Source organism: Teichococcus aerofrigidensis (genome assembly GCF_054073225.1).
This window is the reverse complement of record NZ_JBSXMU010000053.1, coordinates 1-25233: the sequence shown is the minus strand read 5'-3', so window position 1 is coordinate 25233 and position 25233 is coordinate 1. Positions and strand designations below refer to the sequence as shown.

Annotated in this window: 34 protein-coding genes; 10 read left to right on the top strand and 24 right to left on the bottom strand. The window is 60.8% G+C overall.

Annotated elements, in window-relative coordinates; all coding sequences use genetic code 11:
• Positions 1 to 357 (top strand): hypothetical protein (locus tag ACVMLK_RS12585; RefSeq protein WP_457486569.1); only part of this gene is annotated, 357 nt, incomplete at its 5' end.
• 144 nt (positions 358 to 501) lie between these two features.
• On the opposite strand, the gene ACVMLK_RS12580 is transcribed toward ACVMLK_RS12585, so the two are convergent.
• From ACVMLK_RS12580 to ACVMLK_RS12505, 16 genes are all read right to left on the bottom strand, one after another.
• The gene (locus ACVMLK_RS12580; protein ID WP_024350780.1) at positions 502 to 987 is read right to left on the bottom strand and encodes a peptide-methionine (S)-S-oxide reductase; all 486 of its coding nucleotides are present in this window, start codon (positions 985 to 987) and stop codon (positions 502 to 504) included.
• A gap of 2 nt (positions 988 to 989) precedes the next feature.
• Positions 990 to 1844 (bottom strand): alpha/beta fold hydrolase, encoded by an 855-nt coding sequence (locus ACVMLK_RS12575; RefSeq protein WP_024350781.1) that lies wholly within the window; start codon positions 1842 to 1844, stop codon positions 990 to 992.
• Positions 1845 to 1873: 29 nt separating this feature from the next.
• Positions 1874 to 2368, bottom strand: coding sequence for a Dps family protein (locus ACVMLK_RS12570; protein ID WP_024350782.1), 495 nt, complete (start codon positions 2366 to 2368; stop codon positions 1874 to 1876).
• A 192-nt stretch (positions 2369 to 2560) separates the two neighbouring features.
• On the bottom strand, positions 2561 to 2827 hold the full coding sequence (locus ACVMLK_RS12565) for a hypothetical protein (protein ID WP_024588016.1): 267 nt from the start codon (positions 2825 to 2827) through the stop codon (positions 2561 to 2563).
• Positions 2828 to 2889: 62 nt separating this feature from the next.
• Positions 2890 to 3336 carry a nuclear transport factor 2 family protein gene (locus tag ACVMLK_RS12560; protein WP_201767728.1) on the bottom strand — a complete coding sequence of 149 codons (447 nt, stop codon included), beginning with the start codon at positions 3334 to 3336 and terminating at the stop codon, positions 2890 to 2892.
• A gap of 160 nt (positions 3337 to 3496) precedes the next feature.
• Positions 3497 to 4252, bottom strand: a complete 756-nt coding sequence (locus tag ACVMLK_RS12555; protein WP_024350784.1) for an SDR family NAD(P)-dependent oxidoreductase — start codon at positions 4250 to 4252, stop codon at positions 3497 to 3499.
• A 38-nt stretch (positions 4253 to 4290) separates the two neighbouring features.
• Positions 4291 to 4572: a DUF427 domain-containing protein gene (locus ACVMLK_RS12550; protein WP_024350785.1), complete on the bottom strand. Its 282-nt coding sequence runs from the start codon at positions 4570 to 4572 to the stop codon at positions 4291 to 4293.
• 64 nt (positions 4573 to 4636) lie between these two features.
• Positions 4637 to 4963, bottom strand: a complete 327-nt coding sequence (gene grxC / locus ACVMLK_RS12545; protein ID WP_457486568.1) for a glutaredoxin 3 — start codon at positions 4961 to 4963, stop codon at positions 4637 to 4639.
• Positions 4960 to 5139, bottom strand: a complete 180-nt coding sequence (locus tag ACVMLK_RS12540; protein ID WP_081651911.1) for a hypothetical protein — start codon at positions 5137 to 5139, stop codon at positions 4960 to 4962. Before ACVMLK_RS12540 ends, grxC begins: the two co-directional genes overlap by 4 nt.
• The gene (locus tag ACVMLK_RS12535) at positions 5072 to 5431 is read right to left on the bottom strand and encodes a response regulator (RefSeq protein WP_035449975.1); all 360 of its coding nucleotides are present in this window, start codon (positions 5429 to 5431) and stop codon (positions 5072 to 5074) included. The genes ACVMLK_RS12540 and ACVMLK_RS12535 overlap by 68 nt, the downstream gene beginning before the upstream one ends.
• Positions 5432 to 5609: 178 nt before the next feature.
• Positions 5610 to 7052 carry a sensor histidine kinase gene (locus tag ACVMLK_RS12530; protein ID WP_051141592.1) on the bottom strand — a complete coding sequence of 481 codons (1443 nt, stop codon included), beginning with the start codon at positions 7050 to 7052 and terminating at the stop codon, positions 5610 to 5612.
• A 66-nt stretch (positions 7053 to 7118) separates the two neighbouring features.
• A complete protein-coding gene (locus tag ACVMLK_RS12525; protein ID WP_457486567.1) occupies positions 7119 to 8189 on the bottom strand; it encodes an NADP-dependent oxidoreductase in 1071 nt (356 codons plus the stop codon).
• Between the two features lie 15 nt (positions 8190 to 8204).
• Complete coding sequence (locus ACVMLK_RS12520) at positions 8205 to 9470, bottom strand: thiolase family protein (protein ID WP_024350789.1); 1266 nt, start codon at positions 9468 to 9470, stop codon at positions 8205 to 8207.
• A 75-nt stretch (positions 9471 to 9545) separates the two neighbouring features.
• A complete protein-coding gene (locus tag ACVMLK_RS12515; RefSeq protein WP_024350790.1) occupies positions 9546 to 10559 on the bottom strand; it encodes an NADP-dependent oxidoreductase in 1014 nt (337 codons plus the stop codon).
• 72 nt (positions 10560 to 10631) lie between these two features.
• Positions 10632 to 11378: a ferredoxin reductase gene (locus tag ACVMLK_RS12510; protein ID WP_024350791.1), complete on the bottom strand. Its 747-nt coding sequence runs from the start codon at positions 11376 to 11378 to the stop codon at positions 10632 to 10634.
• Positions 11371 to 11976, bottom strand: coding sequence for a sulfite oxidase-like oxidoreductase (locus ACVMLK_RS12505; RefSeq protein WP_457486566.1), 606 nt, complete (start codon positions 11974 to 11976; stop codon positions 11371 to 11373). Before ACVMLK_RS12505 ends, ACVMLK_RS12510 begins: the two co-directional genes overlap by 8 nt.
• Before the next feature lie 302 nt (positions 11977 to 12278).
• On the opposite strand from ACVMLK_RS12505, the gene nadE reads away from it, so the two are divergent.
• The 6 genes from nadE to ACVMLK_RS12475 all read left to right on the top strand — a co-directional run bounded on the left by nadE (position 12279) and on the right by ACVMLK_RS12475 (position 16726).
• Positions 12279 to 13160: an ammonia-dependent NAD(+) synthetase gene (gene nadE / locus ACVMLK_RS12500; RefSeq protein WP_051141593.1), complete on the top strand. Its 882-nt coding sequence runs from the start codon at positions 12279 to 12281 to the stop codon at positions 13158 to 13160.
• A 234-nt stretch (positions 13161 to 13394) separates the two neighbouring features.
• Positions 13395 to 13868: a peroxiredoxin family protein gene (locus ACVMLK_RS12495; protein ID WP_024350794.1), complete on the top strand. Its 474-nt coding sequence runs from the start codon at positions 13395 to 13397 to the stop codon at positions 13866 to 13868.
• 3 nt (positions 13869 to 13871) lie between these two features.
• On the top strand, positions 13872 to 14363 hold the full coding sequence (locus ACVMLK_RS12490) for a DM13 domain-containing protein (RefSeq protein ID WP_024350795.1): 492 nt from the start codon (positions 13872 to 13874) through the stop codon (positions 14361 to 14363).
• Positions 14364 to 14371: 8 nt separating this feature from the next.
• Complete coding sequence (locus tag ACVMLK_RS12485; RefSeq protein ID WP_024350796.1) at positions 14372 to 15631, top strand: MFS transporter; 1260 nt, start codon at positions 14372 to 14374, stop codon at positions 15629 to 15631.
• A gap of 76 nt (positions 15632 to 15707) precedes the next feature.
• Entirely contained in the window at positions 15708 to 16433 is a 726-nt protein-coding gene (locus ACVMLK_RS12480) for an AzlC family ABC transporter permease (protein WP_024350797.1), read from the top strand.
• Entirely contained in the window at positions 16430 to 16726 is a 297-nt protein-coding gene (locus tag ACVMLK_RS12475; RefSeq protein WP_024350798.1) for an AzlD domain-containing protein, read from the top strand. The genes ACVMLK_RS12480 and ACVMLK_RS12475 overlap by 4 nt, the downstream gene beginning before the upstream one ends.
• Positions 16727 to 16831: 105 nt before the next feature.
• Here the strand turns inward: ACVMLK_RS12475 and ACVMLK_RS12470 are convergent, their stop codons facing one another.
• The 7 genes from ACVMLK_RS12470 to ACVMLK_RS12440 form a co-directional block, all read right to left on the bottom strand.
• Complete coding sequence (locus ACVMLK_RS12470) at positions 16832 to 17362, bottom strand: hypothetical protein (protein ID WP_244648934.1); 531 nt, start codon at positions 17360 to 17362, stop codon at positions 16832 to 16834.
• The gene (locus ACVMLK_RS12465) at positions 17359 to 17931 is read right to left on the bottom strand and encodes a hypothetical protein (RefSeq protein ID WP_024350800.1); all 573 of its coding nucleotides are present in this window, start codon (positions 17929 to 17931) and stop codon (positions 17359 to 17361) included. Before ACVMLK_RS12465 ends, ACVMLK_RS12470 begins: the two co-directional genes overlap by 4 nt.
• A 94-nt stretch (positions 17932 to 18025) precedes the next feature.
• Complete coding sequence (locus ACVMLK_RS12460) at positions 18026 to 18994, bottom strand: magnesium and cobalt transport protein CorA (protein ID WP_024350801.1); 969 nt, start codon at positions 18992 to 18994, stop codon at positions 18026 to 18028.
• On the bottom strand, positions 18991 to 19695 hold the full coding sequence (locus ACVMLK_RS12455; protein ID WP_024350802.1) for a glutathione S-transferase N-terminal domain-containing protein: 705 nt from the start codon (positions 19693 to 19695) through the stop codon (positions 18991 to 18993). The genes ACVMLK_RS12460 and ACVMLK_RS12455 overlap by 4 nt, the downstream gene beginning before the upstream one ends.
• 134 nt (positions 19696 to 19829) lie before the next feature.
• A complete protein-coding gene (gene msrA, locus ACVMLK_RS12450) occupies positions 19830 to 20369 on the bottom strand; it encodes a peptide-methionine (S)-S-oxide reductase MsrA (protein WP_024350803.1) in 540 nt (179 codons plus the stop codon).
• Between the two features lies 1 nt (position 20370).
• On the bottom strand, positions 20371 to 20826 hold the full coding sequence (gene msrB, locus ACVMLK_RS12445; RefSeq protein WP_457486565.1) for a peptide-methionine (R)-S-oxide reductase MsrB: 456 nt from the start codon (positions 20824 to 20826) through the stop codon (positions 20371 to 20373).
• 136 nt (positions 20827 to 20962) lie between these two features.
• A complete protein-coding gene (locus ACVMLK_RS12440) occupies positions 20963 to 21838 on the bottom strand; it encodes a LysR family transcriptional regulator (protein ID WP_024350805.1) in 876 nt (291 codons plus the stop codon).
• A 282-nt stretch (positions 21839 to 22120) separates the two neighbouring features.
• Between ACVMLK_RS12440 and ACVMLK_RS12435 the strand changes: the two genes are divergently transcribed.
• The 3 genes from ACVMLK_RS12435 to ACVMLK_RS12425 all read left to right on the top strand — a co-directional run bounded on the left by ACVMLK_RS12435 (position 22121) and on the right by ACVMLK_RS12425 (position 24693).
• Positions 22121 to 23290: a bifunctional alpha/beta hydrolase/OsmC family protein gene (locus tag ACVMLK_RS12435; protein WP_455566088.1), complete on the top strand. Its 1170-nt coding sequence runs from the start codon at positions 22121 to 22123 to the stop codon at positions 23288 to 23290.
• Positions 23291 to 23318: 28 nt separating this feature from the next.
• Complete coding sequence (gene msrA / locus ACVMLK_RS12430) at positions 23319 to 23855, top strand: peptide-methionine (S)-S-oxide reductase MsrA (protein WP_029660570.1); 537 nt, start codon at positions 23319 to 23321, stop codon at positions 23853 to 23855.
• Positions 23856 to 23931: 76 nt separating this feature from the next.
• Complete coding sequence (locus tag ACVMLK_RS12425; protein WP_029660571.1) at positions 23932 to 24693, top strand: ZIP family metal transporter; 762 nt, start codon at positions 23932 to 23934, stop codon at positions 24691 to 24693.
• Positions 24694 to 24713: 20 nt separating this feature from the next.
• Here the strand turns inward: ACVMLK_RS12425 and ACVMLK_RS12420 are convergent.
• Positions 24714 to 25233, bottom strand: a 520-nt coding sequence (locus ACVMLK_RS12420) for a MarR family winged helix-turn-helix transcriptional regulator (RefSeq protein ID WP_457486564.1), incomplete at its 5' end; no start/stop codon positions are given.

Genomic DNA, 25233 nt, shown 5'->3' with positions numbered 1-25233 from the left:
CACGTCATCCGCCTCGGGGGAATCCCCCCTGTGCCGGTTCGTCCACGCGGCCTAGCCGTCGATGGCGACAAGCTGGTTTCCTTCGACGGCGTCGATCGAGTGGCCTTCGGTTGGCAGGACGTTACTACGGTCGCCGCTTTCTATGGGCAGCAGCACTACGACGAGACGCGTTGCCTCACGATCAGCCATCGCCGTGGAACCGCAATCTTCCTGGCAGAGACTCATAGCGTGTGGCACCCCTTCCTCGACGGCTTGGAAACGAGGTTAGAGCGGGTCGTGCCTCGCCAGAGATGGCTGAAAACCTTGGACGAGGATCGATCCCGATCCATCCCAGTGTTCAAGCGTTCACGTCTTTAGATGCGTCCGTGAATCCTGCTGGCCATCGTTTTAAAAAAAATAGGAAGCAGCGCGGACGGCGGCTTCTCAGAAAAGGTACCATCGATCTTTCGCTCGAAGTTGTTGGCAGTTCGGTCGTTCTGACAGATGCCGATACAGCCGTGGCTACTCGGGAAGCGCGTTCTCCGAAAAATGCTTGCGGATGAAGTCGAGCTTGGGATCGATGTATCGACGACAAAAGGGTCTGTTTGGGTCGGTGCGATAATAGTTCTGGTATCTCTCGTCCGAAGCCTTGAAGCCCACGAACGGCAGGATGAGGGTGTGGACCGGCTTGCCGGCCTCCTCAGCGAGTCCGCGTATCGCCTCTTCGGCTTCGACCCGCTGACTCTCGTCGAAGATATAGATCGCGCTTCGGTATTTGTTTTCAACCGAGCGGGCACGTGTAGCGGAGTGTGTGCGCAGGTGCACCTCGGACAGTGTCCCCAGCCCGATAACGGAGGGTTCGAACGTCACGACCACCCCCTCAGCCCAGGTGTTCGCCGGGGCGGCCGATTGTAGGAAACCCTGCTCGACCTGCGTGACGCCACGCAACGCTTGGAAAACGCCCTCGGTGCACCAGTGGCAACCTCCTCCAAAGCCAACCTTTGCCATACTTAACTCCTGCGCAAAGGCACAACGGCCGGGCCAGACTTATCGAGCTGGCGGACGAACGCGATGATCCGCTGTCCGACATCGTTCGCCATTTCGACATGAGGGTAGTGTCCAGCGCCCTCGACAATCATGGTTTCGGCATGGAGCCTCGAAGCCAAGCTCCGGGCTTCTTCGACAGGGTCCGTGAAGTCGGGATCCTTTGTGCCCATGACGATGAGGCTCGGCACAGAGATCTCGTCCAAGATCGCTGCGGTGTCGGACTTCGACAATGAGAGCATCGTCAAGAGAGCCTGCATGCGCTTTGGCTCCCTGAGGTTTGCAGCAATCGCCGCTTTTACCTCAGCATGATCCGGCGCCGGTTTCGTCGGGAATAGGCTGCTCCAGTAAGTGGTCCAGAACCAGGTTCGCCATGGCCCCGCGAATCCGAGCCCAAGGACAAGTTTCTGGATCGTCGTGAGGGGAAGATCGCGAACGATCGGACCGAGCAGCACCACCCCGTTGACGTGACTAGGAGCTTCCTTGGCAGCCCAAAGCGCGGAGCCGGCTGCGAACGAGTTGCCCATGATCACGGCTGGCCCGTCAGCCAACTGTCGGAGGATGGCGACGGCGTCACGGCCGACCGCTCGCGCGGAGTAATCCGACCACTCCGGCGACGATTGGCCGAATCCGCGGACGTCCATCGTCACCACTCGGCATCCCGCATGCTGCAGCATGGGCTTGATGAGCCGATACTCGGAGCGCAGGTCTCCCATTCCTGGGATGCCTACGACGAGAGGTCCGGTTCCACCCGTATCGTCGAAGGCTATCCTACCGCCCTCTGTCTGAAGGAACTGGGTCTGCACATCGTTAGGCGCCATGAAACGATCCGATCCGTTGAGCAGCAGACCTATCGGCTGACTTCGAAAAGGAACCACGCTCGGCGTTCCGCTTCGTCGGTCCAGGTATCGATCAGGCCGGAGGTCGCGTTGTCCTTCGCCTCGTCGGCGACTTCCTTTGCGCGGCGCAGCGACTCGACCATGTGAAGATTATCGGCGCGCAGCTCCGCCAGCATGTCCTGCGGCGTGACGAACTCAGCGTCGTTGTCCTTGATCGTCTGGTGGCGGGCGATATCGCCGATCGATCGTATGGTCGTATTTCCGGTCTTCCGGGCGCGCTCCGCCATCGCATCGGTCGCTGCGAGGATTTCCGCAGCTTGCTCATCGAGAAGGAGATGGTAGTCCCTGAAGTACGGGCCCGAGACATGCCAGTGAAAGTTCTTTGTCTTGAGGTAGACCGCATAGCTGTTCGCCAATATTATCTTCAGCGCGTCGGCAACCGTCATGGTCGCGTTCTCGTCGAGGTCAGATGGTGAAGGCACGGTTGCAGCACTGGAGTTTGTCATCGCGTGAACTTCCTCGATGATGGCTTGCGCAAAAGATCAGCGCCGATTCTCTGGCACGCTGAGGTATAGAGGATGAATTTACCTCAGATCGAAGTCCAATGGCTTGTGTCTATAGTTTCGATAGTTCTGGCGACCAGAAGGGCGCTTGGAGCGGCACGGGAACATGGGAAGGCAGCGAACCCCACATGCTCATCAGGCATTCGGCTGATAGCCCAATACGAAAGCGATAACCTTCTCCGAGGACATCTCGCACGGCTTCAGCGACGCACTGCCCGAAGCAACGCGATACAGATTGAAGCTGACGATGTCGTTCCCGGCTAGTTCTCGAGCAAAAAGGCTGTTCCTCCGTCCATCCTCCGACCGACGAACCGTCACGCCGAAACGCCTGCCTTCGTAAGCGCCTTCGCTATACCCCTCAGGCAGACGCTCGAAAGCCGTATCGAATTCTGGATGGTCCATTCTGCATCACCGCCAATCGGCCTTCGCCCTGCGAACGTGAGTGCCGCGCCATGCGATTGGAGTCATCGCGTCAGTCTGACGTTGCGGCCCCAAAGAAACCCCGCGTCATTAGCGCTAGCGAAGTCCGGGTCTACGTAGATGAAAACACGCTTGATAAGCGCGCCGTCGAACTCGAATACGTTGGCGAAACGGCCTTCGGATCGGCCTTCAACCGGCCACGCCGTGCCGTCAGCCATAACGCCACCTTCAAAGCCTTCCACGATCACGTGGTCGCGGGCTACGTGGAAGGTCATGCGATCGAAATCGTGCTCGATCCGCTGAAGCGACCCCAACAGACCCTTGGCGACTTCCATGAATTCGGCTTTGCCATATCCAACTCCGAACTTCGGGAAGTACGTCACGACATCGTCAGTCAGAATGTCGAGAATGGTGGGATCGCCACTGTCGATTTTCCGGAAATAGTCGGTGGCGACGGCGATGCGCTCTTGGGTCAGCTCTGCATTCGGCACTCTATGAACTCCTGAAATGCGGAAGCATTATCCGCTGTGGCTTCGAGAATAATGGGCCCTGCAGGATCAGCCGATCTGCTGCCCGGAATTCAACGGAGCGCTGAGGCGCGGAAGCGATCGTCCTTCAGTTATCCGCGTGACACGCCCGTCGCGCATCGATTCAGACCAGGACGCCCCCTGACACATCTATCACCGCGCCAGCTGTGTAGCTTGCAGCGGGACTAACGAGGTAACTGACGGCGCCCGCCACTTCTTCAATCGTGGCGATCCGACGGATGGGATGCATATCGATGACGGCCTGCGGAAAATTCTCAGCGACTTCCCCGGTCATGTCGGTCGGCATGATGCCAGGTTGGACGACGTTGACGGTAATGTTGCGTGGGCCAAGATCACGTTGCACCCCGCGGGCATATCCTGCGATTGCTGCCTTGGTTCCTGCGTAGTCGGCAATTCCCGGCACGATCGCTCGGGTGCCCAGGCCGGAACCGATGAAGACAATGCGGCCACCGTCAGAGATTTTCTGCGCCGCCGCACGCGTGATCGCCACGGTCCCAAGCACATTTACCATCCACTGCCTGTCGAACGCAGCGGAATCGAGCGTCGGATCGTCGACCAATTTTCCTTGGACGGCGATTGCGGCGTTGTTGATCAAGATGTCGAGCTTGCCGAGTTCAGCTACGACCTGCTCGACCATGGGCTGGGCGGCGGACGTATCCGCTTGATCGCATCGGATCGCGAGAGCGCGAACGCCTTTGGCCCTCACCACCTCGGCGACGGACTCGGCTTTATCGGCCGAAGCAGCGTAGGTGATAGCAATATCGGCTCCCTGATCGGCGAGCGTCGCCGCCAGCACGGCGCCAAGGCCCCGAGAGCCACCCGTGATGATAGCGACTTTGCCGTCCAAAACTTTCGACATCGGCGGTTCCTTTCTGAAGTCTAATGGCGGGCTGACGGCTAAGCGACGTTGACGCCTTTCCAGAAGGCGATGTGATCCTTGATGGAGTGCGCCGCCGGAGAAGGGTCGGCGTAGGTCCAGGCGGCGTTTGCATTGCGCCGGTCGCCGACCTGGAGATGAAAGTATTGCGCCGTCCCCTTCACGGGACAGACAGACGTGTGCTCGCTCGGTGCCAGATACTGCCGGTCAACCGATTGAGGCGGGAAATAATGGTTTCCATCCACGACCATAGTCTCGTCGCTGACCGCGAGGGTGGCATCGTTCCAAACTGCTGAGACCAAACCGGACTCCTCTTTTAATTTTCAGCCACTTGCATCGACCAGTGGCCCTATCTGGCGGGACAAATCAGTTTGCCGGAGTTTGTCCGGCAAGCAGCTTGTCGAGCGAGCCATCTGCATCGAGCGCAGCGAGATCGTCGGAGCCGCCGACATGCGTCTCGTTGATGAAGATCTGCGGCACGGTGCTTCGCCCCGACGACTCGATCATCGCCTTCCGGTGTGCAGGATCGGCTTCGATATCAAGCTCGGTGAATGCCACGCCCTTCTCTTGAAGGAGCGCCTTCGCGCGGCGGCAGAACGGGCACCAACTCGTGGTGTAGATGAGAACCTCAGGCTTCATGTTGTGTCTCCAATCGTTGAGGGATGACGGGCCGGCCGGATTCGCGGGGGTCATCCGAAGGTGAAGGCAAAGGCTTGCGCCCCCGGGTAGAGAAGCTCGATTTCGAAGGTGCACTCGTGGACCTCACCGCTCTGGCGTCCGAGTTGTTTGAGGCGCTGGCCATCACGCCGCCATCTTCCGGACCGTGTCCAAAACCCGGTCTTGCCGGTATGGCTTGGCGAAGAACACAACGTCCGCTGGAACGACGGCCTCGACCGGCCAAGGCCTCCCGGACGTGATGATGATCTGGATGGTCGGCCACCGCCGGCGGATGCAAATGGCGAGCATGATGCCATCGATCCCGCCGGGCATGTTCACGTCCGTGAACACGACGCGCACATCCAGTCGTTCCTCCAAGGTCATAAGCGCGGCGGATGCATTCGGCGCCTGCAAGACTTCGAAACCTGCCTCCTCGATCATGTCCGTCGCAAACAGACGGAGAAGTGGTTCGTCTTCGACGACGAGCACCACGGGTTTCACCATTCCACCCATACTCCCATCAACCTTGAACCAGGTGACGCATGGAGGCGTGCAGATCGGCCGTTAACCCGGCGGGCTCGTAGCGAACATCGACGCCCCCGGTGCCGACCAGGCCGATGTTGATCAGCTTCGATCCAAAGCCTCGGCGAGTTGGCGGCACAACCGGAGGCCCACCCCGTTCTCACCATTTCACGCGGAGAAGGTCGTCGTCCAGGCCGACCTCGACTTCCCACGACAGCGAGACGTGGCCATCGTCACTGGTCAGCGCGCCGTATTTGCAGGCGTTGGTCAGTAACTCGTGGACGATGAGGGAGAACGAGAGCGCCGCTCGTGGCCCCAGCGCCACCGCCGGCCCACTCATGTCGACCCGATCTGAGAACCCGATCGCGTCGATCACTGTCGCTGCGACAGCTTGTAGATCAGCTTGTGTCCAACTCTTTTGAAGCAAGGCGTCGTGCGCCGCGCTCAGAGCCATCAGCCGACGCTCGAAGGCGTAGACCGCTTCGCGATCGGTGACGCTTCGCAGCGTTTGGCTGGCGATGGCCTGAACCATGGTGAGCATGTTCTTCAGGCGGTGAGCAATTTCGCCGTTCACTATGAGTTGCTGCTGCTCGGTACGATGCCTCGCGACGCCTGCCTCAAGCCGGTCCGCCGCACTTCGCAGGAACGAGATTTCCTCTGCGGGCCAAGGTCGGGGATGCGCCGAATGAACGAAGAAGACGGCGATGGTTTTGCCACGATCTCGAACCGGCATATCGACCAACGACCGAACGCCGACCCGCATTGCGCTCTCGAGATTGTGCAGAGTGCGATCGTCGGTCAGGGCGTCCCAAACGACGAGCGGGTCGCCAACGACGAGCGGCTCGCGCAAGCTCCCATACTCGTCGAGACGGTGGCGCCCGGCAATGCTCACGGCCCCCGGCGCCGTCCAATCGGTTTCGACGTCAATCGTATCGACGTCCTCGTTGACGGATCCGAACCCGGCTCGGTCTGCGGAGAGCGCTCGGCCGACGATGGCGGCGGTCGCCGAAGCCATCCCTGCGGTATCGTGGCTGCTCCGAATGGTTTCGCCGATTTCGACCAGGGCGGTCTGCAAGGCTGTGAGGCGCTCGCTCGCCGTTGCGATCCGGCGGAGTTCGAGATTTTCGCTGGCGAGACGGGCGAGCGCCTGCAGCATCGCCTTTTCCATCTCGCTGAGCCCTTCAGGCCGCGGAACGGTATCGATGACGCACAGGCGACCTACGATCGCTCCGGATCGCAGGACGAGCGGTGCGCCAGCGTAGGCGCGAAAGTGCCGGGCGCCTGTGACGAGCGGATTGCGCTTGGTCCGCGCATCATTTGTGAGATCGACGATCTCGAGAAGATCGCCCTGATCGATCTCGATCCGACAGACCGAGTGTTCGATCTCCGTCTCGCATACCTCAAGCCCGTACTTGGCTTTGAACCATTGCCGGTCAGTATCCAGCAGGGTGATGAGCGCGATGGGAACGTCACAGGCCTTTGCGGCGACAAAAACGAGATCGTCGAAGGCTTGCTCATCCGGTGTGTCGAGCACCATGAGGTCTGCAAGCGCCCGCACCCGCTGTGCCGCCCCGAAATCGGTTCTGTCAGCGCTCAGGCTCACCGCAGTTCTCCTGGATGATGCCTCGAAGGTCGAGCGTGGCCGATCATCGGCGTTTCCCGCGTCATGTCAGTGCCCCCTCATGCGGGGCGGCCACTGCGATGACGGCACGCCCGCTTGGCCGCTCTGATCGGCGATGGGGTTACCGACGGCGAGGACGATCTTGCCCTGGATATGGCCTGCCTCTGCGCGTTCGTGAGCGGCGGCCGCTTCGGAAAGGGGGTATGTGCTGTCGACGGCGACGCGAACCGCGCCGCTGTCGAGCAAGCGAGCTAGCTGGGCCAACTGGTCGCCACTGGAACGCACCTGCGTCGCCGAAACGGTCACTCCCCGGTCGGCAGCTTCATCATGTCCGGCAAAGCCAAGGGGAAAAATCGGGAACAGCGCTCCGCCCCGACGTATGGTCCGAAGGAAGCGGCCGAAGGTCGGACCGCCGACGGCATCGACGACAAGATCGATGTCTCGCACATCGTCTTCGGGTTTGGTCTTCGTGTAGTCGATGAACTCGTCGGCACCCAGTTCGCGGAGGAACGCTTCGTGCCGGGTTGAAGCGACAGCGATGACACGCGCGCCTTCGTGCTTTGCCAACTGCAATGCCAGATGACCGACACCCCCTGCAGCGCCGTTGATCATAACGCTCTTCCCAGCCAACGGGACCGGGCTGTGGCGCTCGGACTGCAGCGGGTTCTGCTCGTTATGGCCTAGCTCGATCAGGAACTGCCAAGCGGTCAGCCCCGACATGGGAACGGCGGCTGCATGAATGTGGTCCAGGTGTCGGGGCTTGGCCGCAAGGTCGGAAGCAGGCGCGGAAACATACTCGGCGTATCCCAGGCTCTCGCCGAAGCTGGGAAAGCGGATCATTCCGAAAACTTCATCGCCCGGCGAGAACGCGGTCACATCGTCGGCGACCTTCTCGACGATCCCGGACACATCCGAGCCCGGTATGGCGGGGAATGTCACCGACGGCCGCCACTCGGGCGGCAGAGCCTTGTATCCCTCGCGGAGATACCAGTCGGGCGGGTTGAGGCCTGCCGCTTGTACACGGACGAGCACCTCTCCCGGCTTTATCACAGGTGTCAGCGCGTCCTCATAGCGAAGAACATCGGGAGCGCCGAACTCATGGAAGCGGATCGCCTTCATTTTTTTGTCCTCCGATCAGATGCGTTCGAGGAGGGCGACAGTGCCTTGACCACCATCGGCGCAGATGCTGACGATCCCTCGAGATCCGACCGGCATGGCCCACAGCTCTTTCACAGCTTGGCTGAGATCACGCGCGCCGGTCGCGCCGAAGGGATGTCCGATGGCTACCGAGCCGCCGTTCGGATTGACGCGATCCCAATCGAAGTTGCCCATCTCAGCCGAAACACGGGCCTTCTCTCGGACCCAGTTCGGATCGGTGATGGCCGCGACGTTGGCCAGCACCTGTGCCGCGAAGGCCTCGTGGATTTCCCAAAGTGCGATGTCGGCGAAGCCAAGGTGATGGCGCGCGAGAAGTCGTGGAACGGCATATGACGGCGCCATCAGCAGCCCCTCCGTGCGCAGGTCGACCGCCGAGACTTCGTAGTCGATTATCCGCGCATAGGGCGTGCCATCGGGCAGCCTCTTCAGACCCTCCTCGTTGGACACCCAACAGCCGGCCGCCCCATCCGTGATGGGGGAGCTGTTGCCGGCTGTCAGGCTACCCATTCCGCTCTCACGATCGAAGGCGGGCTTCAAACCGGATAGACGTTCGGCGGATGTGTCCGCGCGCGGGTTCGCATCGCGGGAAAGCTCCGGCAACGAGATCACGAGGTCATCGAAGAAGCCGCCGTTCCAGCCGGCGACGGCGCGCTGGTGGCTTTTTAGAGCCCAGTCATCCTGAGCCTCACGCGAGATGCGCCACGCCTTGGCGGTCTCCTCCATGTGATCGCCCATCGTCCTGCCCGTAAGGCGGTTGGCCCAGCCCTTCGTGGGGAGCACATAGTCTTGAGGGGTCAACGCCCCCAGGGCGGCAAGTGCTGCGGCCGGATCCTGCGCGAAGAGATCGGTGAGTCGTTTAGATGCCTCAGCGGTGAGAGCGAGCGATGGTCGGCTCATGACCTCAGACCCGCCGACCAGTATCAGGTTGAGCCCGCCGCCGAGCATCCCGGCTGCGGCGAAGCTCGCGGTCATGCTGGTCGAGCACGCTAGGACTACGGAGAATGCTGGAACGTTGGGGTTGAGCTTCGCGTCCAGCCAGATTTCGCGAGCGATATTGCTCCAGCCCAGGTTCGGGATGACGGTTCCCCAGATCGTCAGATCGGGCTCCGCAAGCTTCGCCATTTCTTGGACGACTGGCACTGACAATGAGGCCGCGTCATAATTTGCCAGCGCTCCTCCGCCACGGCCGAATGGTGTCCGCAAGCCTGCGGCTATGAAAACTGGTTCAGCGAAGCGGCTCACGGTGATCTCCCAAAGCAAAAGATTCTAATTAGACGAGGTGGCGTGGTGCGGTCCGCTGACGGCAGGCGCCGCCCGTCAGGGCGTCTCCCCATCCCTGAGGTCGATAACCATCTTTCCGATGTTTTTTCCGGCGAAGAGATCGAGGAACGCCGACGGGGTTCTCTCGAGGCCGTGAACAACCGTCTCCTGCCATTTGACCTTCCCATCGGCGATCCACCGGGTGACGTCGCGCTGGAAATCCTCCCAAACCGACATGTTGTGGATGGTGACGAAGCCTTGCAGCAGGAGGCTCTTCTCAATAACCGCATAGATATTGCGGGGACCGACCGGCTCGCTGTTGTATTGCTCGATCATTCCGCACAGAGCGAAGCGTGCGAAGTCATTGGCCGCCTCAAGCGCCGCTTCCAGGTGCGTGCCACCGACGTTGTCGAAATAGATGTCGACACCCTTAGGCGCAGCTTCGCGAAGTGCTGCGACCATGTCGTCCGTATTCTTGTAGTTTATCGTGGCATCAGCGCCTGCTTCCTCGCGCAGCCAACGCAATTTGTCCTCGCCGCCCGCGGACGCAACGACTCGGCATTCCTTGATCTTTGCGATTTGGACAGCGAGCGATCCGACAGAACCCGCTGCTGCTGACACGAACACAGTTTCGCCAGCTCGCGGCTTTCCGATCTGGAGCATGCCGATGTAGGCGGCGAAGCCTGGGAAACCGAGCGGGCCCAGATACGCCTGCTCTGGAATCGTCGTATCGATCCTAGTAGCGGATGCGGCGTCGATGATCGCGCGGTCGCGCCAGCCGGCAAAGTGGCTCACGACCTCGCCAGGGCTGAACCGTTCATCCTTGCTTTCGACTATGACGCCGATCGCGGCGCCATCCAGAGGCTCGCCAACTTGGAAGGGCGGCATATAGCTTTCTCGACCGGTCATGCGGCCGCGCATGTAAGGGTCAACGGAGAGCCACCGGTTGGCGACGAGCAGTTGTCCTCGCTCTGGCGCGGGGAGATCCTGCTCGACGAGTTCGAAGTTGTTGGCCTGCGGTAGCCCTTCGGGACGACTTTTAAGGTGAAATTGACGGGCCATGATGGTCATGGGCGAAGCCTTTCCCGGACAGAGCTTGAGCTGGGCGCTCCCGCGTGATGGGATGCGATCATCTGGCCGCCCCTACCCACCGTAGCGCTCGGTCTTGATGATCGAGACGCCCAGCCCTGCCGACAATGCGCCGTCCGTCGCGATGTTGACGAAACCGTTCGACCCGCAAACGAACACGTGGCCCGGGTCGCGACCGAGACGTGCGATTGTCGCCTGGACCATCCCATCGTCGATCCGTCGGCCATAGTCCGAGGCGCGCTTTGGCGCTTCTCGCGTAATCGCGAGCGTCAAGATGAACGTGGGATCGCTCATCTCGATTGAGTGGAGTTCGCTGGAGAAGAGCACGTCCTCAGCGGTTCGCGCCGACAAGAGCAGAGCGACTGGAACGGCCTGTGCCGATGCCCGACGCTGCCGGATCATCGCCATCAGCGGCACCACGCCTGAACCTGCGCCGATCAGCAGCACCGGCTTGTCGGTAGGCTCGGGCCAAAGAAAGTGGCCTCCAAGCGGTCCCCTGAGTTCGATCTCGTCGCCGGCTGCGGCGACGTCGTGGAAGAATGGCGAAACTTCGCCATTCGGCAGGCGCTCGATGGCGAGTTCCAGGATCGGTGAAGAGCCCGCCGACGATGCGATCGAATAACTGCGCATCGCCTGATAGCCGTCTGGGGCGGTCAGCCGGACGTCGACGTGCTGGCCTGCTGTATGGACGAATGGTTCCTGCAATCGCAGGAAAAAGCTCTTGATACTCGGTGTCTGTTGGACGATTTCGTCGATCACGCCTGACTGCCACGACGCGGGTTGCGCATCGAACTCAGTCATGGGTGTACCGTTGCTCGCGCCACGGATCACCGTAGATGTGATAACCGCGCAACTCCCAGAACCCGGCCTCGTCGCGAGTGGTGAACTGCAGCGCATTCACCCACTTGGCGGACTTCCAGAAGTAGAGATGCGGAACAAGAAGGCGCGCCGGTCCGCCATGGTCGCGGGGAAGCGGCTGGCCCGCGTAGCTCAGCGCGACCATAGCTTTGCCGGACAACATGTCCGCGAGCGGAACATTCGTCGAATAGCCATCGTAGCAGTGCGCGAGAACGAAGTCTGTTGGCTGTTTAACTTCAGCGTCAGCGAGGATGTCCTCGATCAGCACGCCTTCCCACTTCGTGTCGAGCTTGGACCAGGACGTGACGCAGTGAATGTCTTTGGTCACTTTGGTCTTTGGAAGGGCGTTGAATTCACTCCAACTCCAGACCTTCACGGGTCTCGGACCGATCTTGACCGTGAACTTCCAGTCGGACGTCTCGATACGAGGCGTTGGCCCAGCGGTAAGAACGGGAAAGTTCTCCACGAGATGTTGACCTGGCGGAATACGGCCCTCGTGGTCGCCGTCTGAACCGCGGCCGGTGAAACCTCTGGTGACCATGCCGAACCCCCTTGCTCGTCACGACAGACCGACCGACTTCATCTCAGGCTAATGCGTAGATGACCCTCGCAAAGGAAAGATATCGAGCGGATCGCAAAGCTGATGTTCAGACAACCGGGTGTTAAATCAGTAGAGACACGCAATTCATCACTATGACTCGCGATAATCCCGCCTCGACTATAGCTTTATATCAGACTGCTTTCCCAATGCCCTGTCGCTATAGTTTCGATAGCTTTGAATCGGTGTTGCGTGAGCGTTATGGCTCGTGGGACAGAGAAGCTTCGCGAGGTGAGGTCGCCAGCATGCGACTGCGGCGTGCCCAGGAGGTCGTCATTCCCATCCAAGACGAGATTATCGCAGCGCTCGGCGTTTCGGCGTCGTTCGATGCCCGACGCGAGGCGGCAGAACGCGCCGCCTTCCTCCGCGACTATCTGAGGTCGTCGGGGCAGCGAGCGTATGTGCTTGGAATCAGCGGCGGCGTCGATTCCCTGACGGCGGGCCTAATCGCGCAATCGGCCGTGAAGGATCTGCGTCAGATCGGGTACGAATGCGAGTTTGTAGCGGTGCGGCTGCCCTATGGCGAACAGATGGACGAGCGCGATGCTCAGCTTGCCTTGTCAGCCATCAGGCCCGACCGCGTTGCGGTGATCAATATAAAGCCCGCGACCGACGCGCTGTGGAGCGAGATGACAGGCTCCAATTACGAGTCCGCCGACCCCGGCCTGCGCAGTACGGTGCTCGGGAACATCAAGGCACGCCAACGGATGGTCGCCCAGTTTGCTCTCGCGGGGACCCTGGGCGGCCTTGTGATTGGCACGGACCATGCAGCCGAAGCGGTGATGGGTTTCTTCACAAAGTTCGGCGATGGCGCGGCCGATGTTCTCCCTCTCGCCGGTCTCAATAAGCGGCGCGTTCGCGCGATCGCGTCTCATCTGGGCGCCCCGGCGGAACTGATCAGTAAGGTTCCCACGGCAGATTTGGATGACGCGATGCCGTTACACCCCGACGAAGACGCCTACGGCGTGACCTATGATGAGATAGACGATTACCTCGAAGGAAGGGGTGTGGCCCAGGCGGCGGTCGAGACGATCCAAAGAGCGTACCGAGCCACCGCGCATAAGCGCGCGCTGCCTGTGGCCTCCAACGTGCAGCTTCTGGCGCCGCAAGGGTCGAACGGACGCTAAATTTGCTCCCGCCTAGGACATAGAAACTATGTCACGCCGCTATTGGAAAAGACCGGCGTTGGAATTCATAGTCATCCACGTAAACTCGTGGCCTCGTCGGGTATAGTCGAGACAAGATTTTGGTCTTATCGACTATTTGACGCTCGGGCCGTGGGGCGGTGAAGTATAGCAGTTCCCCTGCGCTCGCGAGTTTTCGCTGCACGTCGGGCACATGCTTCGTGTTCGGAGAGAGGGATGAGCGCGGCCGATCGTCAAGCGCCAGAGCTTCGCATTCATCGGTGGATCGCCGTGGATGGAAGCGACCTCCAGACGCCGATCAAGCTATCGGATCTTGGCGTAGGGCCGAAGATCCTTTTCGCGTTTCAGCACTGGTGCAGGGGCTGCCATCTGCATGGGTTTCCCACACTGCAGAAATTGCATGGTGCGCTGGAGTCCAGAGGCGTCGGATTCGCAGTGATCCAGACGGTCTTCGAAGGAGCGCACGAAAATACATTCGACAAGTTGCGCATCAATCAGGTGGAGTACCGTCTCCCCGTCGCCTTCGGGCACGACGAACCGCCGCCTGGTGCTGCGTTTCCAACGTTCATGGAGGATTACCGGACACGGGGAACGCCGTGGTTCACGGTCATCAATGCCGACGGTCGCATCGTCTTTTCGGATTTCCACCTGGACGCGGATCGTTTGGTGGCAAATTTGGAGAGCTCGTGAAACATGCCACGGTGGCTTATTCTAGCCTGCACCCACTTCGTCGTTGGCATCACAGGCTTTGCTGCCGGCATCTACACGCTGCCTATCCTCACCGCGCCGGCGTCGCCCACTGAAGCTGCGTTGAGGAGTTCGACGCCTGAGGCGCTCTATTCGGGAAAGCTTTCTCGTGATCTAGCCGGCAGCGACCTGCTGCACTGGGGTGAAGGCGAAGTGCAGATCCTGCCTCACCGGATCGCACACATCGGCCGTCTCTCTCCCGGGCCGGACTACAAGCTTTATCTCGCCCCGCACTTCGTCGAGACCGAGGAAGCGTTCCTCGCGATCAAGGACGCGTCGGCCCGGGTCGGCGATGTGAGGACGTTCAACGGCTTCATTATGGAGGTGCCCGCCGACATCGACGTTCGCGACTACAGCGCCGTTGTCATCTGGTGCGAAGCCTTTGATCAGTTCATCAGTTCTGCGGCGTATCAGCCTCCGCGCCAGGCTCGGAAATGAGTCAGGCGATGAACAGCGTGAAGGCGGCCTGCGCGCGGGGGCTCGTTTTGGCGCCGGTCGCAGCGCTATTGTTGAGCGTCGCCACGTTGCTCTTGGGCAATGGTCTACTGGGTACGCTCCTGATCGTGAGGGCTGGGGAGGAAGGCTTTTCAGCTCAAACGATCAGCGCGATGATGTCCCTATACTTTGCGGGCTTCACCATTGGCGCTCTCACGCTGCCCAAGATGATCGTGTCCGTGGGCCATGTGAGGACTTTCGCTGGCTTCGCCGCGATGGCTTCAATGACGGCTCTTCTTCATGTCGCATTCGTGGAGGCAAACGTATGGATGCCGCTTCGCCTTGTGACCGGCTTCGCCTATGCAGGCATGATCCTAGCGACTGAGAGTTGGCTCAACGCGCACGCGATTCAATCCACGCGCGGTCAGCTTTTGTCGATCTTCGGCGTTGTTTCGATGGGTTCATGGGCCCTTGGTCAAGCGCTGCTCAACATCGCGCCGCCTACAGACGTGACGCTATTCCTGTTCGTCTCGCTGCTGATATCTGCGGCCGTCGTCCCCGTCACGCTACTGCCCAGTCATCCCCCGGCCGAGGTTCAACAGGAGCCCGTCGCCTTTCGCGATCTCGTTGCAATTTCGCCCCTTCCGTCGGTCGGCGTTTTCCTAGCCGGCCTGGCCATCGGCGGCTTCTGGGGACTAGGCCCCAATTTTGCGCAGAGGATTGGCCTCGATGTGGGCGGCATTTCTGCGTTCATGGCTGCGGTCCTTGGTGGAACGCTCGTGCTGCAGTGGCCATTGGGATGGCTATCGGACCGCGTGTCGCGGACACTCGTCATTGCCGGCGCCGCCCTGGCTTCCGCGGCGGCTGCGATCGGCGTAGCGCTGGCTGCGGAGGCGCCTCTGCCTGTGCTACTTGCGGCGGGCGCGCTGTTCGGCGGCTTCGGTATTCCCATCTATTCGCTATGCCTTGCCGTTGCGAATGACGACCTTCCTGCGGGTCGGCTGCTGGGGACCGCTCGCGGACTTCTCCTACTCAACGGGATCGGAACCGCCGCCGGGCCGCTCATCGGAGGCCTGGTGATGGACCTCCTCGGCCCTGGCGGCCTGTTCCTCTACGCAGCGGCACTGCTGACTGCCCTGGCGGTCTTGGCCGGTGTCCGCAGGCACTCAGACCGCTCGGTCAAGACGAGAGCAACACGCTGCCCGAGCACGGCGATGATCACCGGGTCGCTCGACGCGATGATACGAACCCCGGCGGATCAGCGCCGCTGAGACGCCTATGCCGACGACCGAAGGATTGCCAGTCGGCTGTTAGAGGAGCCTGGCTGAGAACAAGGCGGAACGTGTCATGGATGAGAGCGTGAACGCTCTAGCCGCGAGAAACGCATACGAGGCTAAACGGGGGGCGATCGCCATCCTCCCGTTGGCCTTGGGGGCCAGCGTGTACGGCTTGGCCTTTGGTTTCCTGGCCGTACAGGTAGGTTTCCCGTGGTGGGGCGTCGCGATCATGAGCGCCTCTACCCATGCGGGCTCTTCGCAAATCATCGCGGTTGAGCAGTTCGCTTCCACAGGTGTCGTGTTGGGCGCGGTTCTGGCCGGTGCGTCGCTCAACCTGCGCTATGTCGGCATCATCGCCTCTTTATCCGAGGTGTTGGCCGGCTTGTCGCTGAGGAAGAAGCTCTTCGCCATCCACATTACTGGCGACGAGAACTGGGCTTTGACGATGTCCGAGCGGGCGAAGTCCCCCGATGTCGGAGCACCATTCCTCATAGGCTCAGGGCTGGTGAACATCTCCATGTGGACAGCCTCCACGACGCTCGGGGCCTTGCTTGGCGCCGCGCTGCCCGATCTCGGACGCTTTGGCCTGAGCTTCGCGTTCACGGCGGCCTTCATTGCGATGGCGCGAGGTCTGTGGCGGGGACGTTCCCAAGTTCTGCCATGGACCATGGCCGCGGCAGCGACCATGGCCGTCATCTCGCTCGGCATGCCCAAAGCTTACGGGATCATCGTCGGCGCATTCTTCGGCTTGGTGGTGACCTTCTTGAAGCGCAGGATCGAGGCGGCAGCCCGATGAGCGCTTCGCACTGGGTTGTTGTCAGTTTGCTCGTTGTGGCTGCGTTTGCGATCCGGGTCGCCGGATTGATTGCCGGTGAACGAATTAGGGTTTCCAGGCAGGCTTGGGTTCTGGACGAGTTGCCTGGGCTGATCGTGGTCAGCTTGGTCGCGTCGTCGTTGATCGGTCAGCCACCTCCAACCTGGATCGCGGCCGGTGTCGCGCTGGGTGCAGCGATCGCCACGAACCAGGTCATCGTGGCGATGGTATTGGGAATGCTCGCCTACGCAGGTCTGGGGTGGCTTAGCTCGTAAGTGCCGATCATCTGAGAGAAGCGGCAATGGGGAGGCCGGAGGTCGTCCAGTAAGGCTGCGAACGTCGATGGCCCGCACTCACGATCCGAGGACCGCGGGTCCCGCCTACGCAACAGCCTCCACGGTCAAATCGCGGCCATTGAACTGCACCGTTTCCCCGGCTCGCGCGCCTTCGATCGCCTCGTAGATCGGGGCCATCGTCGAGATGCCCATCAGTTCCTGCCCATGACAAATGAACCTGCCAGTCGAGACCGAAATGACGAAGTGCTTACCGGACAGCTTGACGACGGCGCCTTCCGAGACTTCTGACTTTGGTCCAAAATCGATTGTCCGGAGTTTGTCGAGCTTATCAACATAGTCATCGAGAGTGTCATCGAGCGCCTCAGCAAAGTCGCTCGCCACCTCGGCTTGCGCCTGCTCGTCGTTCTCGATCGGCTCGCTGCGATCGAGGCGCGCGGTGGAGACGTAATCCAGATACTTCTTGCGAGCGCTTTGCAGCGCCGCGGTTTCAAGCGACAGCATTGTCTCGCGAATATGGTCCTTGTTCCAGTCCATCTCTGCCTCGTTATTTTTGACCTTAAGGGGCATCCCATCCATCGTTGGGGTCTGGGTTTTCCCGCGCTCCGCCGACATCATTCGTCGGTAATAACGTCTTCGCCCTGGTAGGGAATCCTGATCAGCCGGGGATCCCGAATAATGCTCGTCACGAGCCAGACGTATGATTGTTCTGCTGTATCGAAGCCGAGGATGCTGAAGGCTCCCCCGAACGGGCATGCCGGAAAGTCAGGGAAGCCTTCCCGCAAAACGTAACGCTCAGGGTCGCGATCAAACTCGCTTTTGTAGACTTTGCGCAGCCCATGCTTGCTCGGCACGTCGGCGTCACCGGCCGGAGCTGTTTCACGATGCTCAAGAAGCCGTTCGGACAGGTCACGGTGACATATCTCGTCGAACACATCGAAGGCATCGATAAGCAGACCTTTATGCTCGGTCGCCGGATCTGTGATGGCGTAGATGTTCGAAGCGTCTTCGGCTCCATCGCCGCTCTCAAGGCGTAATGCGGCATCGACACGAATGCTGCACGCGTCGAGGGTCGATCCGAGTTCGAGATCGACAAGAGCGCCGTCCTTCACACGGTACTCTCGGTCATAGCCCTTAGCCACGAAGGACTGTACGGCGTCCAGAACGTCTCTCACTTGAGTTGTCATCAATGCACCTCGAGTTCGGATTGTAGGGGTTGCGCGCCGACCGAAGGCGCGCTTTGGCTCCGCGACCGACCAGCACTGAAGATGCGGAGCACCATCATAGCCACTTGGCTCGCTTGAAGCGGACGAACAGGAAAAGACAGAACGTCAGCATTAGGCCGAGCACGACGAAATAGCCGTAAGCTGTGTCCAGCTCCGGCATGTTCCTGAAGTTCATTCCATATATGCCCGCGATGGCCGTAGGGACCGCGAGGATCGCCGCCCAGGCAGCGAGCTGGCGCGTGATGACGCCTGTCCTCTGCGCCTCAAGAAGGCTGCTGAATTCGAAGACCGTGGACAGCACCTGGAGGAGGCCATCGACCATGGACTGGACCCGATCGACATGGTCGGCGACATCGTTGAAGTACGGCCGCACCTCAGCGCTGATGCACGGGAAATGTCCGCGAACGAGCTTGCGCACCAGTTCCGCCATAGCGCCAAGGGTTCGCTGGAAACGCGTCAATTCGCATCGCAAGCCGAAGATGCGCGCGACCTCCGCCCGCCCCAGGAAGTCGTCGAGCGATCGCCTCTCCATCGCGAGCACGTCGTCCTCGATCATTTCGAAGATCGGCAGATACTGATCGACGATGCGGTGAAGGATGGCATGCAGGACGTAGTCGACACCCTTACCAAACTGAGCAGGCGAACCCTCAAGCTGCTCGCGAAGATTGCCAAGCGCTCCGGCGTTGCCGTGACGCACGGTGATCAGATGGTTGTGACCAGTGAAGATCGCGGTCTTGCCGTAGCGTATGCGGTCCCCAACCAGCTCGGCCGTCTGAGCGACGACGTAAAGCTCGCCGTTATAGACTTCGAGCTTCGGCGGGCACATCGGATGCATCGCGTTATCAATCGCCAATGGATGCAGATTGTAGGTCGACTGAAGCGCCCTGAGTTCGCTTTCCGAAGGCTCGCTGAGCCCAATCCAGCAGAAGCCAGATCGGTTCTTGTCGAGCTCAACCCGCTCGTCGATAGCGACTTCGCGGATGCGGCGACCCTCGTTGTAATAGTAAGCGGCGATGACGCTCATGCGGGCCTCGCAGGGATGACCAGGCCCCGCTGCACGGCTGGTCGAGCGAGGCCGCGATCCAACCAACCCCGGACGTTCCGGTGTTCGGCGATGCGCAACAGGTCGCCGGCGTCATAGGTGCTGACCAGGGCATTGACCCAGCCGAGCGTCGCGATGTCGGCGATGGAATAGTCGTCGACGATCCACTCGCGCCCATCCAGCTGGCGATCCAAGATCCCCAGCAGGCGCTTGGACTCGTCGGCGAACCGTTGCTGAGGCCGCTTGTCCTCGTAGTCCTTTCCGCCCCAACGCAGAAAGAAGCCCAGCTGACCGAACATCGGGCCGATCGCCGACATCTGGAAGAATACCCAACTCAGCACCTCATAACGCCTGGCTTGTCCCGGTGGAATCAATCGGCCCGTCTTCTCGGCGAGGTAAACGAGGATCGCACCGGACTCCCAAACGCCGAGCGGCTCACCATCGGGGCCTGACGGATCGATGATCGCAGGGATCCGCCCGTTTGGGTTCAGCGACACGAAAGCGGGGTCTTTGGCCTCGTTTGTGCTGATGTCGATAAAGTGGGGCTCGTATGGCAGGCCGGTCTCCTCGAGCATGATGGAGACCTTGACGCCGTTGGGCGTGGGCGCTGCATAGAACTGCAGGAGATCGGGATTGGAGGCAGGCCAGCGCTTGGTGATCGGATATGACGAAAGGTCTGGCATGCTGGGGCAATCCTACCAAATCGATGGCCGGCAAGCGGCATGACCGCTTGAGGGGCCGTACGAGGACCGCATCGTTCGCCGATGCGGTCCCATTGCTTGCGATGCAGAGCGCTATGTCGCGATAGGCGCTGCAGCTATTCTGCTGCCGCTCCGGTGGTAGGCTGGGTAGCATCAGCGTCTTGACGCTTGGGGAGCACCCAATTCGCGCGCGGGAAATGGCACGTGTAACCGCCCGGGCGCTTCTCGAGATAGTCTTGGTGCTCCGGCTCCGCTTCCCAGAAATCGCCGACAGGCTCGACTTCGGTGACGACTTTGCCGTCCCACAGTCCGGAGGCGTCGACGTCGGCGATCGTCTCCTCGGCGACCCGTTTCTGCTCATCGTCCACATAGTAGATGCCGGATCGATAGGAGAGGCCGCGATCGTTGCCTTGCCGATCTTTCGTCGTCGGGTCGTGGATCTGGAAGAAGTATTCCAGGATGTTACGGTAACTTGTCGCTGCCGGGTCGAAAATGATCTCGATCCCTTCAGCGTGAGTACCGTGATTGCGATAGGTGGCGTTCGGGACGTCGCCACCGGTGTATCCGACGCGGGTCGACACGATGCCGGGCTGCTTGCGGATCAGATCCTGCATGCCCCAAAAACATCCGCCTGCGAGAACAGCGCGCTGATGCATGTTACGCCTCCTCCACCTGATCGAGATATTCGCCGTAGCCCTCGGCTTCCATCTCATCGCGCGGGATGAAGCGAAGGGCGGCCGAGTTAATGCAATAGCGTAGTCCGCCACGGTCGGCCGGACCGTCGGGGAACACGTGGCCGAGATGGCTGTCGCCATGGACCGATCGAACTTCCGTCCGGACCATGCCGTGCGAACTGTCCCGCACCTCGTTCACGTGCGCGGGGACGATGGGCTTGGTGAAGCTGGGCCAGCCGGATTTCGACTCGAACTTGTCCGTCGATGCGAAAAGCGGCTCTCCGGACACGACATCGACGTAGATGCCCGGTTCTTTGTTATCGTTGTATTCACCGGTGAAGGCTCGCTCCGTGCCGTCTTCCTGGGTGATCCGGCGTTGCTCGGGGGTCAGGCGGTCGATCGCTGCCTGAGACTTTTCAAACTTCATGATCGTCTCCAATACTTGGTTTCAGGGCCAAGGCACATTACGGACATCTTATCTTGCTTGACGGTCACCTCGACTATCGCAGTGCCAATTATATTTATCCAATACGCTGTGCGTATAGTTTCGATAGCTCCGCTGTGATCAGCGGCGTTCAGTTCCACGCGTATCTGGCCGCCATCTGCGCGATCTTCCTGATCTCAACCGGCGCCGTGGAGCCAGAGACCGTCGCGATCACGACCTCTCGCTCGAGGACAAACCCATCGATCGGACGCGTAACCAAACCTTGGGCTGTAGCCGACCGCTCCGGAAGGATGCATATGGCCTCGCCGTCTGCGACGACCCGTTGCACCCAATCGTCACGATCGGCCCGGAAGCGCGGCCGCATCAGTACCTCCCGTCGTGCGAAATGGTCTAGGATCTGCTCGCGAAACTCACACTTCAGACGATCAACGAACGGGAACTCCAACAAGTCCTCGCCTCGCACGATATCGCTCGCCGCGAGCGGGTGTTTCGCGGAACAGCCGAGTACGAAGCGCTCACGGAACAGAGGTCGCACATCAAGCTTGCGGTCCGGCCGCGTCTCGCGCGGCAGGATGCATGCGTGATACTTGCCCGACAGCACCTCCGATGTGTCTTCACTCGCCCCGAGCGAATGCATCTTGATCTCGATCGATGGCACTTCTGCCAACGCGCTTTCGAAGAAGGCTGTAAAAAGCTTCGGCCCGACGGTCGGGGCGACGGCGACGTCCAGCACCCGGTGCCTCCCCATGGCCCAGTTTTCAGAATGATGCCGAACACTTTTCATCGCGACTAACATGCGCCGAAACTCAGCCTCCACGTCCTGGCCAAGGCCGGTGAGACGGCTGTTCTTCCCATCGCGATAAATGAGCGGACCGCCGAGCTCTTCCTCCAAGCGGCGGATCGCGCGTGTCAGGCTTGGCTGGGACACACCGCTCAACCGCGCCGCTGCTGTAAAATTCAGCGTCTCGGCCAAGTTGATGAAATAGCTGACCTGATTGAGTTCCATAGCCCTTCGGCCTGCACGCCGTGAATGATGCCGCTTCAGGACCGGTCTTTTCGACCGCCACCAGAAGTATGCGCGACGCATATAATCACGCTTTAGGGGCTTGTCTATATGCGCCACGCATATAAAAAGAATGTCTTGGACGGCTAGTCCGGGCCTGATGGCGCTTCCGCCAGGGCCCAAGGGTTCCGGTGCACCCACTAAGTCGCCGTGGGAGGCTCGACGCTTATGACAGGAAGACCGTTCACGTTTCCCGGTGGTGGAGGCTCTGATCTAGCCGGGTATTTGGAGGCGCCCGAAGGTACGCCTCGCGGCTGGGCTATTTTCGCCCATTGCTTCACTTGCGGGAAAGACAGCCGCGCCGCCGTGTACATCGCACGCGCCCTCTCGCGGGCTGGCATCGGCGTCTTGCGGTTCGACTTCGCCGGCACCGGGATCGAGAGTTCTGCGGATGAAGCGATAAGCTTCGCTTCCGACGTCGATGATCTTAAGGCCGCCGCGGAGGCCATGGCTGTCGCCGGTAAGGCCCCCTCCCTCCTTGTCGGACACAGCCTGGGCGGCACGGCTGCGATCGTAGCCGCCGCCGACTTGCCGGATATCGCAGCGGTAGTGACGATCGGCGCCCCGGCTGATCTTCAGCATATATTGCGCGTCTTTCAACCTGCCGACCTAGACGCGATAGCGAGCGAGGGCGAGGCATCGGTGGAGATTGCTGGCAGGCCCTTCCTGATCCGCCGCAGTTTCCTTGAAACGGTCGACGAAGTGGACATCGAGAGGTCTATCGCTGCCCTTCGACGTCCGGTGCTTGTGATGCATTCACCGGTGGATCAAGTCGTGGGTATCGAGCACGCCTCGCGCATCTTCGTCGCGTCGCGCCATCCCAAGAGCTTTGTTTCGCTCGACACGGCCGATCACCTTCTCACCGATGTCGAAGATGCGAACTACGCCTCAGCTATGGTCGCAGCGTGGGCAAGCCGCTTCCTGCCGCCGCTCGCGGCGGACCTTCCGCAAGTCGAGTTAGCGAATGGAGTCGTGGCGTCGGAAACGTTGGCGGGGAAGTTCCAACTCACGGTCCGTAGTGGCGAGCACACGCTGTTCGCCGATGAACCAGAATCGGTCGGAGGTCTCGGCAGCGGCCTGTCTCCTTACGAACTGGTGTCGGCCGGACTGGCCGCCTGCACGGTGATGACAATGCGTCTTTACGCGAACCGCAAAGGCTTCCCGCTGGAGCGAGCGACGACGACCGTGCGACACGAGAAAGTGGCGGACATGATGCCTCCCGACCGCTTCACGCGCACCGTCTCTCTCGATGGGCCGCTCAGCGATGAACAGCGGGCGCGCATTCTGGAAATCGCGGATCGGTGTCCGGTCGACCTGACACTCGTCCGAGGCTCGGATGTGCAGACCGAACTTTCGAGCGATGCGCAGCCTGCAGGTGCGGCGCCGGCGAACTGATGTGGTGCACAGAGCGGAGGTTGATCGAATGCAGAGTCTGCCCACTACTGACCAGACGCCGACGCGAACCGAGCGAGCGATACTTGCGGGTGGGTGTTTCTGGGGCCTCGAAGATTTACTTCGCCGCGCGAAGGGCGTCGTGACGACGCGTGTCGGCTACATCGGCGGCGAAATGCCGGACCCGACTTACACGAGACACCATGGTCATGCGGAAGCGGTGGAGGTCACGTTTGATCCTTCGATACTGACATATCGTGCTCTCCTGGAACTCTTCTTCCAAATCCACGATCCGACGACATACGAGCAACAAGGTAACGACGTCGGACCAAGCTATCGGTCCGCGATTTTCTACACGTCTGAGAAGCAGATGGACGTTGCTCTGGAGACAATCGCCGAGATCGAAGCGTCGGGGCGCTGGCCGGGACCTGTCGTATCCGAGATCAACCCGGAAGAGCCGTTCTGGGAGGCCGAGCCAGAGCATCAGAAGTACCTCCAGCGTCGACCCGGCGGCTATAGCTGCCACTTCGAGCGACCGGCCTGGCGATTGGACCGAGCGAAACGATGAGCACGCAGGGACGGTCATCAACGATACGGACGCTAAGGCGCTCGCCCCGCGTCGCTAGGTCAGCCGGGTTCTTGCGATGATACCCGAATACGTAATCGCCGGCTTGTGGGGGCTTTTGTCAGGAAGCGGACTTCTGGTGGGGGCGGTTCTTGCGGACGTGCTGTACGGGCGACTCACTCACCGCATGATCTCAGCGGTGATGGGCTTCGGTGGTGGTGTGTTGATTGCCGTGGTCGCTACCGAACTCATCGGTGATCGCGTGTCGGCTGGCCTGGGACCCTTAGCGATCTTTGCGCTGCTCGCAGGGGCCGCAATCTTCAGCGGCACAAACTGGTTTCTCTCTCGCAGGGGCGCGAAGCATCGAAAGCGATGCGGTGAATGCACCGAGCAGGCCACTGAACAGGAGCACCGCGGTAGCGGTGCTGCGATTGCGCTTGGCAGCGTCCTCGACGGCATTCCAGAGGCCCTCGTGATTGGGATGTCCGTGGCTGGTGGAGGCAGGATCAGCCTTGCAGTAGTGGCAGGCTTCTTTTTGGCTAATGTGCCACAGGGTCTATCGAGCACTTCCGGAATGAAGGTCGCGGGCCGATCGCGAAGCTATATCTACGCGGTCTGGATCGGTATTCCGCTACTTGTCTGCATCGCCGCCGGTACGGGAAACCTTCTGCTCGGCTCGGCGTCCACTCAAGCCCCTGCCATTCTGTCGTTCGCAGCCGGCGCGGTCATCGCGATGCTGGCGGAGGCTATGATTCCCGAAGCTTTCGAGAAGGCGCCGCCGTTCATAGGCCTGATCACGGTCGTGGGGTTTCTGGCGGCGTATCTCATCGCTCAACACTGAAACCTGCGACTTCCGGAGCTCTAAGCCTCGCCGCCGTTCTCGCGGTCTACGCCGCGCTCGTGCAACTCGGCATCGATCGGGCAATTCGTGCAGCCCTCGTAACAGCACAAGCGGCAGATGCGGTAGGAATGCTCGAGGTTTTCCAGGCGATCGCGCAGCACGCGTTCAGCAATGCTATAAAGAGCGTCCAACTCGGTAGGGGTGAGGATCGATAGTCCCTCAGCGATCACCTTGTCTCGCGAGGCCAGGACCGCATCGCTCGCGACCTTGCCAGCCTCTGTAAGATGGAGGGACCGCGTGCGCCCGTCAGTCGAATGCTCACGCCGCTCGACCAATCCCTCCGTCGACAAACGGTCCACCAAGCGGACGGTCGCGGCATGGGAAAGTCCCACCCCAACTGACAGCATGCGGATCGATAGCCCTGGCTTATGGGCAATCAACGCAAGCGCCGAGGCGGCGGGTCCAGCTTCTGGCGCCCGCGATGAGGTCGTGTCCCAACGCGTGGTGTAGGAGCGCCAAGGACGGTTCTCCTGAGCGGGG